Here is a 12955-nt window from a genome sequence, read left to right on the forward strand (position 1 = left end):
CTTCCTTTCATTCCTCGGTGCCGTCGAGCGGCTCCAGTTCGTCGGGCGCGAAATACAGGTAGCGCCCGTACCATTCGTGCAGCTCGGCCGCCGGATCGGCATCCAGCACCACCCCGACGTGCGCCTGCCCGTCCACGTCCTGGTGCACGGAGACGACCCGGGCGCACTGCCCGTCGAAGAACAGGTCCTGGGCGTCGGCCCGCCGCGCCGGATGCAGCCGGACGTGGCTGCCCTTGCGCACCAGCGCCCCCGCCACCGGCACGGCGTCGAGGTCGGGGCGAACGGCCGCGTCGGCCAGCGGGTCCCACCAATCGACGCCTTCGGGAACCTCCGGGATCAACCCCGGCCCCTCGGCGTGCGGGTCGCGCAGCACCCCGTGCAGCTGCCGCATCGCGTCGGGCGACATGGCCTCGCAGCGGTCGATGATCTCCGCCGCGCGCGGGTCGGTTGCGCGGGCCCGTGCCTTCTCCGCGTCGGTCATGGTGAGGATGCGCAGCGTGAGGATCTCGTCGATCTCGGTGGAGTCGAACAGCGCGCCTTCGCTCTGCTCCGCGATCTCCGGGTGGTCGTAGAGGATGATCGGCGAGATGAGCACCACGCTGTAATCGCCCGGCGGCCCCGCGAGCACCGGGAAGCACCGGTATCGGTCGCAGCGGGCGGCCGCGGCGGTGGCATCGGGCGGCGGTTCCAGCAGGGAGACGAACTGTCCGCCGGTGATCTCCGCGATGACGTGCGCGCCGATCAGCGAGCGGGCGATGGCGTCGCGTTTGTCGGTCGCCGGCGCGCCCACGTTGCGCAGGACGACCGTCAGCCGCAGGAAACCGTCGTCGCGGTCGGCGGCGAGTTCCAGTTCGCCCGCCAGCGGCAGCCGGGTCCGCACGAACGAGCCGGGCGCGGAGACGGCGGCCGTGGCGATCCGCTCGGCGTCGGAGCCGCCCGGGATGTCGAGCGGGCGGACCAGAGGGCCCGGCGCGACCGGGCCGACGGCGATCTCCTGCTCGACCGCCTCGTCCCAGGACAGCCACGACCGCGCGCCATCGGTCAGCTCCGCGACGGGCGTGCCGTCCTCGTCCACCACCTGGCGGCGCTGGAGCTGTAGGAACCGCACGGTCAGCGTGAGCTCGGGATGCTCGCCCGGATCGATCAGGCACTGGGCCGACATAGTCGACTCCTCACCGAGCCCGGCCGCGGCGGCCCCGCGCGGCCCGAGCACGCCGAACTGCCAGCGCGACTGGTTCTTGCGCGCGTCGGCCCGATAGGGGTAGAGCAGGTAGCCCTCGTAGAGCACCGCGTCGGCCACGGCGCGGGCGCGGGCACGAGCTTCCGCGGTCGTCACGGCGTCTCCTCGCTGCTGGTCAGCAACCGGGTCACCGCGTCGTCGAAGCCGGGCAGGCCGTGGCTGGATTTGTAACCGGCCAGCGCCCGGAGCGTGTCGTTGTGCAGCCGCACCCAGCCGGAATTCGGGTAGTACGCGTCCATCAGGCCCTGCCACACCGACACGGGCATCTCGAACTTGTCCTCGCGGTCCCACGGGATCTGCTGGATGGCGAATCCGGTCGTGCCCCGGATGAAGACCGTCCCGCTGAACAGGAACAACAGCGGAACCACACCTTCGCGCAACGCGTGCAGGTACTTCGATCCGGTCACCTCGAAGTCGTAGGTGCACGGCATCGGCAGGTCCACTTGGGCGCCGCCGGTGAAACTCGGCACCATGGTGGCGCAGTGCATCCACAGGAACGAACGCTGGGTCTCGTGCCACCGTTCGCGCGGACCGAACAGATCGACCAGCCCGGCGGCCTCCTCGTCGGAGTAGCCACGGCGGAACGGTTCGATGCGCACCTGCGCGCGCAGAGCGATGGCGTGCACGGGTTCCTCCGCGAGCGCGGCGATGCCGACGCGCGCGGACAGGATCGGCGCGACGGCGTACGGCTCGGGTTTGATCTCGAGCACGGCGAACGTCGTCGAGTACACCGGGCTCATGCCGCACCACCGGATCTCGCGCGCGCCGACGCCTCGGCGAAGAACTGCTCCAGATACCGGTGCACGTCCTGGCCGCCGTCGAATCCGCGCCACAGCAGCCGCATCCGGCCGACGAACTCGTAGCAGGCGTCGATCGGCAGCAGCAGGCAGGCCGCCCGCTCGGTGCGGCGGTCGGGCACCCGGATGAGCAGCGCTTCCACATCGGGGGCGAGCACGTCCAGCTCGGGATGCCGATCGAGAATCGAATTCCATTGCTCCAGTGGCAATTCCGACTCCGTCGCGCCCGCGGGCCCTGGATAGAACGCCACCGTGCGGTCCAGCGCGGAATTGCGGAAGAAGAACGCCAGACTCACCGGGATATCGAGCGCGTCCCATTCCGCCCGGCTGATCGTGAAATCGGGGAACGCCAGATACCGGTCCGGCACCGCCCGATAGCGCAGCTCCGCCTTCTGGTCGACGAACAGCAGGTAGCAGCCGCGGCACACGCACATCAACTGTCTGCCTTCGACATTCACCACGTGCTGGTGCTGCTCGGCGATGCGCTCCGCGCACATCTCGCACCGCTCGCCGGGCCGAGGGCCGGGCCCGCGATCGGCGGCGATCCGCTGTAGCGCGCGAAACGGTGTGCTCACCCGCCGACCTCCACCGGCACCGCCACCGACAGTTCGCCGGAGCGCACCAGCACGGGCAGCGGTTCGAGGTGCCCGTCGCCGTCGACCCTGGCGCCCGCGTGCACCACGTCGTAGTGCGCCCGGCAGGTCGGGCACCGCAGCACCGCGTCACCGGCGGGGAAACCCACGCGCCGCTCCAGCGCCGCACCCGCGAGCGAGCGGTCGCACGCCGGGCAGTGGTCCCGGTAGGCGTACAACTCCTCCCCCACCCGGCAGGCGAGCACGGTGAGCCCGCCGACGGCGAAACCGCCCACCTCGCCCGCGCCGAGTTCGGCCAGTTCCGGGACCGCGACCCAGCTGCCGGACCGCCCGCCGTCCGCGCGCACGCGGGAGAACAGCGAGTCGGCGGAGATCACCCCCGCCGACTCGGTCGCCGCGGCGACGACTTCGATGGACTCGATCTCCGGCGCGGCCGCCCGCACCGCGTCCTCCACGGCCAGTTCGAGCGTCACCGACGAGGACGGACAGCTCTTGCAGCTACCCGCCAGCTCCAACCGGACCACCCCGTCGGCGATGTCGACCAGATGGACGTCGCCGCCGTGGGACCCCAGATACGGACGCACGCTGTCCAGCGCGTTCGCCACGCGGGTGGTCACATCGTGCGGATGCAACCCGTGCACGAGCAGCAAGCTCGCGACCAGATCGTCGCGGGCCAGCCGCTCGACCGCCGCGTCGTCGAGCAGCTCGATCACGCGGGTCAGTCCCGCGCCGTAGAGTCCGACCAGTTCGCGCACCAGCTGCTCCGCGCGTTCGCGGGCGAGCGCACCGCCCGCCGAACTCGCTTCCAGCAAGGTCTCGATGCGATCACCGGCTTCACGCCACCGGGAGTCGTCGAGCGTCGCGTCGTCCCGGCCGTCCGGGCGATCCTCCACCGTCACCTCCGGGTCGTTTCGCCCGACGCGGACTCACTCGGGTGTGAGCGTCTGCGTCGGTGAGTGCAGCTTCTCCAGCGTCTTGCCCTTGCCGAGATACATGTGCACGCCGCACGGCAGGCACGGATCGAAACTGCGCACGGTGCGCATGACGTCGATGCCCTTGAAGTGCTCGCGATCGTTCTCCTCGAAGATCGGCTGGCCCTGCACCGCGTCCTCATAGGGTCCCGGCGTGCCGAAGCTGTCGCGCGGGCTGGCGTTCCACGGCGTCGGCGGGTACGGGTGGTAGTTCGCGATCTTGCCGTCCCTGATCACCATGTGATGCGACAGCACGCCGCGCACCGCCTCGGTGAAGCCGCAGCCGATCCCCTCTTCCGGCACCTCGAACTTCTCCCAGGTCTTGGTGTGGCCCGCCCGGATCTCCGCCATCGCCTTCTCCGCGAAGTGCAGCGCACAGGCGGCCGCGTACGCCTGGAAATAGGTGCGCGCGCGGTTGCGCTCGAGGGTGTTGCTGCCGTGCACCGGGATCTTCCATTCCAGCGTGACCGGACCTTTGAGAGCGGTCTTGGGCAGGTTGATCTGCACGCTGTGCCCGGTCGCCTTCACGTAGCCGATGTCGATCAGGTTCGCCAGCGCCGTCGACCACAGCCGCGCCAGCGGGCCGCCACCGGTGTCCAAGGGAAGGTAGTCGGTGCCGTCGAACCAGCGCGGCGACATGACCCAGCTGTACTTCTCGTCCAGGTCGCGTTTCTGCGGCCGGGGATTGGTGTGCTGGTTCCAGGGATGGCGCCGGTCCACCGGGTTGCCCAGCGGATCGGTCTTGACGAACATCTCCTGATCGGTCCAGTCCTCGTAGTACGAACTGCCCAGCAGGATCCGCAGACCCAGGTTGATGTCGACCAGGGAGGTGGTCAGCAGCTTGCCGTCGACGACGACGCCGGGGGTCACGTACATCTTGCGGCCCCAGTCCGCCATGTCCTTGTACTCGAAGTTGCAGACCTCCGGGTCCTGGAACGAGCCCCAGCAGCCCAGCAGCGTGCGCCGCAGACCGACCTTCTCGTACCCCGGCATCGCTTCGTAGAAGAAGTCGAACAGATCGTCGTGCATCGGCACGACCTTCTTCATGAACTCCACGTAGCGCATCAGCCGGGACATGTAGTCGGTCATCAACTGGATGGTCGCGACCGTGCCCGGCCCACCCGGATACAGCGTGGACGGGTGCACGTGCCTGCCCTCCATCAGGCAGAACATCTCCCGCGTGATCCGGCTGACCTGCAACGCCTCCCGGTAGAACTCACCGGTGAACGGGTTGAGCGCCCGCATGATGTCGGCGACGGTGCGATACCCGTGGTCGCCGGCGTGCGGAGCCTCGGTGTTCTCCGCCCTGGCCAGCACGCCCGGATTGGTCTCGGCGACCATCTTCTCGCAGTAGTCCACGCCGACCAGGTTCTCCTGGAAGATGTTGTGGTCGAACATGTACTCGGCGGCCTCGCCGAGGTTGACGACCCACTCGCCGAGGTGCGGCGGGCGCACGCCGTAGGCCATGTTCTGGCAGTAGCACGAACAGGTGGCGTGGTTGTCACCGCAGATGCCGCAGATGCGGCTGGTGATGAAGTGCGCGTCGCGCGGGTCCTTGCCCTTCATGAAGATCGAGTAGCCGCGGAAGATCGAGGACGTGCTGTGGCACTCGACCACTTCCCGATTCTCGAAGTCGATCTTGGTGTAGATGCCGAGGCTGCCGACGATGCGAGTGATCGGGTCCCACGCCATCTCGACGAGGCGGTCCGGCTCGATCGTCTTGTGCGACGGCTCCGGGATGATCTGGGTCATCAGAGAACCTCCTACCAGGTGCGGGTCGCGCCGGTCTCCAGCTTCCGGCCCCGGTGCCGCCAGTGCGGCTCCTTGTCGACCGTGCGCCCGGTGATGTGACGGAGGCTGCGGATCACCGATCCGTAGAGCCCCGATGCGGTGGACGAGAACTTCCCGCCGGGTGGTTCGTCCATGAACGGCATGAACTTGTCCGGGAAACCGGGCATCGTGCAGCCGATGCAGATGCCGCCCACGTTCGGGCAGCCGCCCAAGCCGTTGATCCAGCCACGCTTGGGCACGTTGCACTTGACCACGGGCCCCCAGCAGCCGAGTTTCACAATGCATTTCGGCGAGCCGTACTCGGTGGCGAACTCACCTTGCTCGTAGTAGCCCGCGCGGTCGCAGCCCTCGTGCACGGTGGCCCCGAACAGCCACTTGGGCCGCAGCGCGTCATCGAGGGGGATCATCGGCGCCTGACCGGTCGCCATGTAGAGCAGATAGGTGAGCGTCTCCGACATGTTGTCCGGCTGGATCGGGCACCCGGGCACGCAGACGATCGGGATACCGGCTTTGCTCTTCCAGTCCCAGCCGAGATAGTCCGGCACGCCCATCGCACCGGTCGGGTTGCCCGCCATCGCGTGGATGCCGCCGTAGGTCGCGCAGGTTCCCGCCGCGACGATGGCCGTGGCCTTGGGCGCGAGCCGGTCGAGCCATTCGCTGGTCGTCATGGGCTGGCCGGTGGCGGGATTGTTGCCGAACCCGCACCAGTAGCCTTCCTTCTTGATCTGTTCGTTCGGAATCGAGCCCTCGACCACCAGCACGAACGGTTCGAGTTCCCCGCGGTCGGCCTTGAAGAACCACTCCAGGAAGTCGTCCGCACCGCCGTTGGGGCCGCACTCGAAGTCGATCAGCGGCCAGTGCACCGCGATCTTCGGCAGACCGGGCAGCGCGCCGAGGGCGATCTCTTCGATGCTCGGCTGCGTGGCCGCCGTCAAGGCGACCGAGTCACCGTCACAACTGAGGCCCGCGTTGATCCACAGCACATGGATCAGGGTCTCTTCGGCTCGTACTGCTTCCTGAGTGGGCATATCGCCACCTCCCGCAGCGGACCACGGGGGCCGAATCTCACCTTTCTCGAAGAAGGGGTCACCCGTAGCTGTGATCCTGATCACTTCACTTTAAGCGCGCCCGGCGGCATCCTCAAGAGCCGCCGGACCGGCCGCGCGACGCTGCCCGGCAAGCCAGTCGTACCAGGTAGACAGGCCTTCACCAGTGCGAACAGACAGCGGGAAGACCTCGACGCCGGGGTGTATCGAATGGATGTATTCCCGGCATCGGTCCAGGTCGAAATCGACATACGGCAGCAGGTCGGTCTTGTTCACCAGTACCAGCTCCGCGGCCTGGAACATGTGCGGATACTTCAGCGGTTTGTCGGTCCCCTCGGTCACCGAGACGACCACCACCTTCGCCCGCTCCCCCAGATCGAACAGCGCCGGGCAGACCAGGTTGCCGACGTTCTCCACGAACAGCAACGTGCCCGGCGCGGGGTCGAGCGTCTCCAGCGCGCGATACATCATCTCGGCGTCCAGATGGCAGCCCGCCCCGGTGTTGACCTGCACGACACCGCAGCCCGTCGCCTTGATCCGTTCGGCGTCGAGCAGGGTCGCCTGATCCCCCTCGATCACTGCGATCGGAGTTTGCCCGGACTCGCGGATGGTGCGTTCCAGCAAGGTGGTCTTACCCGCGCCGGGAGAGCTGGTCATGTTGAGCGCGACGATGCCGCGCTCGGCCAGCCGGGCGCGGTTGCGCTGCGCCAGCTCGTCGTTCTTGGCGAGCACCTTCAGCTCCAGGGTGACCGTCTCGGTGGCGGGCACGTGGACGTGGTCGGCGCCGGGGCCGTGCTCATGGGGATGGTGCTCGTGGTCGGGATGGGCGTGATCGTGTCCGTCGGCGTGCTGGTGGTCGTGCGGGACGCGGATCAGCGCGGCGGCGTCGTCGCCGCACCCGCAGGTTGCGCACATGCCTCACTCACCTCCATGGATCGGATTCGCAGCTCGCGCCCGGCGCGGATCTCGACATCGGCGCTGCCACAGGGACACAGCGGGATCGGGTCGGGCAGCCGGAACTCGGCGCCGCAGGTGCGGCATGCCGCCATACCCGGGATCTCCACCAGGACCAGTTCCGCGCCCTCGGCGACGGTCGCCTCGGCCGCGACTTCGAAACAGAACCGCATGGCCTCGGGCACGACGGCACACAGCGCGCCGACCTCGACGGTGACGGAGTGGACCCGCCGGCCCGCCGCGTGCTCGCAGACAGCGTCGATGACGCACCGCGTGATGGCCATTTCGTGCATTCCGACCTCGATTCCTCGAGTGGACAAATTCGAGGCTACTCCGGGGCAAACCTTCAGCGGGCGGGAACGCCGCGGCTCCGTTTCCAGCGCTAAGCACACCGTCGACCCCGCTCCCCGGTACCGCGGCAGGGATCTCCCTCGGATCCCCGCCGCCCGACAGCAAACACCTGGTGCTTACCCGCGCACGGGTCCGTCACACCGGCGTCCGGCAACGAGGGGCGTGGCGGTCAGTCGTGGTCGACCACGGCGCGGGCCCGGCCGCTGTTCGCATCGATCGTCACGTCGTGCTCGACCCCATCGGGAGTGGTGAGCTCCACTTCCCACACCGCGACCCCGCGGTCGGTGTCGAACTCGACGGACCCGACCCGTCCGCCGGGCACGGCCGCCAACGCCTTGTCGATGGCCTGCTGTCTGCTCATCCCGGGGTCGGCCATCAGCGACCGGTCCGCCGCGACCGACCGGAACGCGACGGTGTGATCGTCCGGACCGCCGGTGGCGACCGCGGCCAGGACCGCGCTCAGACCGACGACGGCGGCCGCGACGGCCGTGCCGACGAGGAGCCAGCGCAGACCGGCGTAGGCGCGGCGGAATACGGTTGTCATGGGAAACCTCCTGCGGGAGTGTGCATCTCGACTGCGTCCACTGTGGCGATCGGAACTGAAGGCGAGCTGAAGTCACCTGAAGACGGTTTCAGGATTCGTCTGCCACGCTGTGGGGATGCGTCTGCTGATCGTCGAAGACGAGAAACGTCTGGCCCGCACATTGGCAAAAGGCTTGTCGGCGGAGGGATTCGCCGTGGATGTGGTGCACGACGGCGCCGAGGGCCTGCATCTGGCGACGACCACCGATTACGACTTGATCATCCTCGACATCATGCTGCCCGGCATGAACGGCTACCGCGTCTGCGCCGCGCTGCGGGCCGGTGGTCACGAGACACCCGTGCTCATGCTGACCGCGAAAGACGGCGAATACGACGAGGCCGAGGGACTGGACACCGGGGCGGACGACTATCTCAGCAAGCCGTTCTCCTACCTCGTGCTGCTGGCCCGCATTCGGGCGCTGTTACGCCGCCGGACCCGTGGCGGCGCGCGCGTGCTGCGCGTCGGCGACCTGATCGTGGATCCGGGCACCAGGACCTGCCGCCGCGGCGCGCAGGACGTGACACTGACCGCCAAGGAGTTCGCCGTGCTCGAGCACCTGGCCGTCCGCGCCGGGGAGGTGGTGTCGAAAGCCGATATCCTGCAACACGTCTGGGATTTCGCCTATGACGGCGATCCGAACATCGTCGAGGTCTACATCAGCACGTTGCGCCGCAAGATCGACGCGCCGTTCGGGCGGCGAACGATCACCACCGTGCGCGGCGCGGGCTACCGGCTGGCGGCCGATCGTGCCTGAGCGCGGCCGGGCCTGGTGGCGCTCGGTCCGCGCGCGCACCACGGTCGCGGCGACGGTCGTGGTCGCGGTGGCGCTCACCGCGGCCGGGTTCGCGGTGCTGGCCGTGCTGCGGCACAACCTGGTGCACAGTGCCGAAGTGCAGGCGGAGACCACCGCGCGCGACGTGGCCGCTCAGCTCGCGACGGGCACGGACCCGGCGCGTTTGCGGCTACCTGACGCGGAAAGCGGTCCGGTGCAAGTCGTTTCGCTCGACCGCCGCGTGCTCGCGGCCGACGACGACCTCACGGGCAAACCGCCGATGGCCGACTTCGGCCCGTATGCCAAGGCGTCCGAGGACGACGATGACGATGACGACGAGCGAGAAGACGACGAAGACGAGGCGGAAGACGACGAAAGCCCCTCGCAGTCAACGGATCCCACGACGGCCGACGCCGAGTTCGGTGACGTGCTTCTGACGGTGGACGACGAGGACGGACCGCATCCGTTCCGGGTCGCCGCCCTCCCGGCGACCGTCCGGGGCGGACAGCCCGTCACCGTCTACGCGGGCTCCTCGCTGGAGACCGCCGACAGCGCGGTGGCGGACGCGCGGCAGGCCATGCTGATCGGGCTGCCCCCGCTGCTCGTCGTGGTCGCCATGGTGACCTGGCTGGTCACCCGGCGCGCCCTGCGGCCGGTGGAGGCGATCCGCAGACAGCTCGCCGAGATCGTGGACGGCGATCTCTCCCGCCGCGTGCCGGAACCGGGCTCCCGCGACGAGATCGGCAGGCTGGCGAGCACCACCAACGCCACCCTCGCCGCGCTGGAGGAGTCCACCGAGCGCCAGCGCCGGTTCATCGCCGACGCCGCACACGAGTTGCGCAGCCCCATCGCGAGCCTGCGCACCCAGCTCGAGGTGGCCCAGGCCCACCCGGAACTGCTGGAACTGGACGGACTGATCGGCGACACCATCCGGCTCGAGCATCTCGCGGCCGATCTCTTGCTGCTGGCCCGGCTCGACGCGGGTGAGCAACCGCGCGCGGACCGCGTAGACCTGACCGCCTTGGTCCGCGAAGAGCTGGAGCACCGCGTCCGGGACCGGGTCGGCGTGCGGATCGAGACACCGGAACAGCCCGTCGCGGTCACCGGTAGCCGTACCCAGCTCGCCCGCGTACTGGGCAACCTGGTCGACAACGCGCAGCGGCATGCCGCGAGCATCGTCCGCGTCGCCGTCGACCGCGACGCCGACGGACGGGTGGTGCTGTCGGTGACCGACAACGGACCGGGTGTGCCGCCCGCCGACCGCGACCGGATCTTCCAGCGATTCGTCCGCCTGGACGACGCGCGCAGCCGTGACGAAGGCGGCGCTGGCCTCGGCCTGGCCATCGTCCGCGACGTGGTGCAACGCCACGGAGGCACCATTCACGTCGCCGACGGCGCGCCCGGAGCCCGTTTCGTGGTCACGCTGCCCGCAGCCGGTACATAGGAGTTCGCACGCAGACCGGGCGGCGATAGCGCGATTCGGCACCCAACCGTCGCTCAACTGGCGAGCGCGCTACGCAGACTCTCGATGACGACCCGACGCGCGGCACGCCCTTCCGGGGTCGGGGTCAGCGGATAGACATGGGGCAGGCCGGGCGCCTCGTGGTAGTCCACCACGACCCCGGCGCCGCGCGCCGCCTCGACCAGCAGGAGGGTGTCCGGCCACAGGATGTCGTCGGTGCCGCAGAAGACCGTCAGCGGGCCGAGGCCGCCCGGGTCGGCGGCCAGTGGGCTGACGCGCGGGTCGGCGAGCTCGAGATCGCCGCGCCAGTGGTCGATGAACACCCGCGATCCCGCGACGCCCAGCCACGGGTCACGCGGCTGCACGACCTCGATTTCCGGATTGGTCAGCGACAGATCGAGCGCGGGTGCGATGAGCACCGTGCCGGGCAGCCGCACGTCGTGCTCGTCCCGCAGGATCACCGCGGCCGACAGCGCGATCTGCCCACCGGCGGAATCCCCTGCTAGGCAGACATTTCCGTAGGTCTCTCGGTGGGCGAGCACCAGTTCCGCGAAGCCCGCGACGACCTGCCCTGCCGTCCCGAACGGAATCAGCGGGTAGATCGGCACCGTCACGGCCGCACCGGCTTCCGCGGCGACCGCCGCGCAGAGCGCCCAGTGCTGCGGCGCGATCTCGTGCACCCAGCCGCCGCCGTGCGCGTACACGACGCTTCCCCGCGGCGCGCGCCCGCGCGGCGTGAGGGTGTAGACCGGCCAGCCGTCCCGGCGTTCCACCGCCATGTCCACATCCGCGCGCAGCCGCCGCGGCGGACCGTAGTTGCGAGGCCGCACGCTCCGATCGAGGACCCGCCTGCGCGCCGCGTCGGCATCGATGAACACGCGATTGGCCCGGGTCGCCTTCAAGTACCCGCGCACGACCTGGTTGGCCAGACTCGGCATCGCCACTCCTCCACTCCGGGCGACCGGCGGACGACGGGTCCGTCATCACCTCGGGAGGCGATTGTGCCGCAACCCGGGCCGACGCCGGCTGTCGGCCCGAGCCGGAACTCGTGTGATCAGGCGAGCTTGAGGCTGCGCCCGATGATCTCCTTCATGATCTCGGTGGTGCCGCCGTAGATGGTCTGGATGCGGGCGTCCATGTAGGCCTTGGCGATCGGGTATTCCTTCATGTAGCCGTAGCCGCCGTGCAGTTGCAGGCAGCGGTTGATCAGGTCGAGCTGCTCCTCGGTGCTCCACCACTTGGCCATCGCCGCGTCCTCCGCGGTCAGCTTGCTCTCGTTGAGCAGTTCGATGAACTTGTCCACCATCAGGCGCACCGCGGTGGTCTTGGTGGCCAGTTCGGCGAGCACGAAGCGGGTGTTCTGCAGCGCGCCGATCGGCTTGCCGAACGCCTTGCGGTCGCGGACGTACTGCACGGTCATGTCCAGGCAGGACTCCATGGCCGCCGCCGCCATGACGGCGATCGACAGGCGTTCCTGCGGCAGGTTCTGCATGAGGTGGATGAAGCCCATCCCCTCGGTGCCGAGCAGGTTCTTGCCGGGCACGCGCACGTCGGTGAAGCTCAGCTCGGCGGTGTCCTGGGCCTTGAGGCCGAGCTTGTCCAGGTTGCGGCCGCGCTCGAAACCGGGCATGCCGCGCTCGACCACGAACAGGCTGAAGCCCATCGCCCCCTTCTCCGGGTCGGTCTGCGCGACCACGATCACGATGTCGGAGTTGATGCCGTTGGTGATGAAGGTCTTGGCGCCGTTGAGGATCCAGTCGTCCCCGTCGCGCACCGCGCGGGTCTTGATGCCCTGCAGGTCCGAACCGGTGCCCGGCTCGGTCATCGCGATCGCGGTGATGATCTCGCCCGCGCAGAAGCCGGGCAACCAGCGCTGCTTCTGCTCGTCGTTGGCCAGCTCGAGCAGATAAGGCGCGATCACATCGTTGTGCAGCGAGAAGCCGAGACCGGAGTACTGGCCGCGCACGCACTCCTCCGAGACGATGGCGTTGTAGCGGAAGTCCTTCACCCCGCCGCCGCCGTACTGCTCCGGCATGGCCATGCCGAGGAAGCCCTGCTTGCCCGCCTCGAGCCAGACCTCCCGGTCGACGATGCCCTGCTCCTCCCACTTCGCGTGATTCGGCGCGACGTGCTGATCGAGAAACTTGCGGAACGACTCCCGGAACAGTTCGTGCTCGGGTTCGAACAGTGTGCGTTCCACGCCAACCTCCTAGTGACCACACCGGCCGGTCCACACCGACCAGTCGTTGCCCCATACCGTACCCGGAGCGAGAATCCCTGTTCACTTCTGGGGCCGGAACCATGGTCTCACCAGGAGCGGCGGAACGCCTACAGATCAGCGGACGAGATTTCCGGCAAACGCGGCGGAACCTCCGAGGCAGCACGACACCGCACG

At 68.9% G+C, this 12955-nt stretch carries 13 protein-coding genes; 2 read left to right on the forward strand and 11 right to left on the reverse strand.

The genetic code is table 11. From position 1 onward, the window contains the following. Positions 1-7: 7 nt before the first annotated feature. From NB3_RS27000 to NB3_RS27040, 9 genes are all read right to left on the reverse strand, one after another. Entirely contained in the window at positions 8-1336 is a 1329-nt protein-coding gene (locus tag NB3_RS27000; RefSeq protein ID WP_067808962.1) for a hypothetical protein, read from the reverse strand. Beyond that, positions 1333-1980, reverse strand: a complete 648-nt coding sequence (locus tag NB3_RS27005) for a DUF6084 family protein (protein WP_067808964.1) — start codon at positions 1978-1980, stop codon at positions 1333-1335. The genes NB3_RS27000 and NB3_RS27005 overlap by 4 nt, the downstream gene beginning before the upstream one ends. After that, complete coding sequence (locus NB3_RS27010; RefSeq protein ID WP_067808966.1) at positions 1977-2612, reverse strand: DUF5947 family protein; 636 nt, start codon at positions 2610-2612, stop codon at positions 1977-1979. Before NB3_RS27010 ends, NB3_RS27005 begins: the two co-directional genes overlap by 4 nt. After that, complete coding sequence (locus tag NB3_RS27015; RefSeq protein WP_067809052.1) at positions 2609-3523, reverse strand: NifU family protein; 915 nt, start codon at positions 3521-3523, stop codon at positions 2609-2611. The genes NB3_RS27010 and NB3_RS27015 overlap by 4 nt, the downstream gene beginning before the upstream one ends. A gap of 33 nt (positions 3524-3556) precedes the next feature. Beyond that, on the reverse strand, positions 3557-5353 hold the full coding sequence (locus tag NB3_RS27020; RefSeq protein WP_067808967.1) for a nickel-dependent hydrogenase large subunit: 1797 nt from the start codon (positions 5351-5353) through the stop codon (positions 3557-3559). Positions 5354-5364: 11 nt separating this feature from the next. Continuing rightward, positions 5365-6420: an NADH-quinone oxidoreductase subunit B family protein gene (locus NB3_RS27025; protein ID WP_067808970.1), complete on the reverse strand. Its 1056-nt coding sequence runs from the start codon at positions 6418-6420 to the stop codon at positions 5365-5367. Between the two features lie 90 nt (positions 6421-6510). Further along, on the reverse strand, positions 6511-7353 hold the full coding sequence (hypB, locus tag NB3_RS27030; RefSeq protein ID WP_067808971.1) for a hydrogenase nickel incorporation protein HypB: 843 nt from the start codon (positions 7351-7353) through the stop codon (positions 6511-6513). Continuing rightward, positions 7311-7685 carry a hydrogenase maturation nickel metallochaperone HypA/HybF gene (locus tag NB3_RS27035; RefSeq protein WP_067808973.1) on the reverse strand — a complete coding sequence of 125 codons (375 nt, stop codon included), beginning with the start codon at positions 7683-7685 and terminating at the stop codon, positions 7311-7313. The genes hypB and NB3_RS27035 overlap by 43 nt, the downstream gene beginning before the upstream one ends. Before the next feature lie 227 nt (positions 7686-7912). Then, positions 7913-8287, reverse strand: a complete 375-nt coding sequence (locus tag NB3_RS27040) for a PepSY domain-containing protein (RefSeq protein WP_067808975.1) — start codon at positions 8285-8287, stop codon at positions 7913-7915. Positions 8288-8402: 115 nt separating this feature from the next. On the opposite strand from NB3_RS27040, the gene NB3_RS27045 reads away from it, so the two are divergent. Continuing rightward, complete coding sequence (locus NB3_RS27045; protein ID WP_067808977.1) at positions 8403-9080, forward strand: response regulator; 678 nt, start codon at positions 8403-8405, stop codon at positions 9078-9080. Further along, complete coding sequence (locus tag NB3_RS27050; RefSeq protein ID WP_067808979.1) at positions 9073-10542, forward strand: sensor histidine kinase; 1470 nt, start codon at positions 9073-9075, stop codon at positions 10540-10542. The genes NB3_RS27045 and NB3_RS27050 overlap by 8 nt, the downstream gene beginning before the upstream one ends. Positions 10543-10595: 53 nt before the next feature. Here the strand turns inward: NB3_RS27050 and NB3_RS27055 are convergent, their stop codons facing one another. Then, positions 10596-11498 (reverse strand): alpha/beta hydrolase fold domain-containing protein, encoded by a 903-nt coding sequence (locus tag NB3_RS27055; RefSeq protein ID WP_067809054.1) that lies wholly within the window; start codon positions 11496-11498, stop codon positions 10596-10598. 116 nt (positions 11499-11614) lie between these two features. Next, positions 11615-12760: an acyl-CoA dehydrogenase family protein gene (locus tag NB3_RS27060; protein ID WP_067808981.1), complete on the reverse strand. Its 1146-nt coding sequence runs from the start codon at positions 12758-12760 to the stop codon at positions 11615-11617. Between the last annotated feature and the right edge of the window lie 195 nt (positions 12761-12955).

Source organism: Nocardia beijingensis NBRC 16342 (genome assembly GCF_001612785.1).
Classification (GTDB): domain Bacteria; phylum Actinomycetota; class Actinomycetes; order Mycobacteriales; family Mycobacteriaceae; genus Nocardia; species Nocardia beijingensis.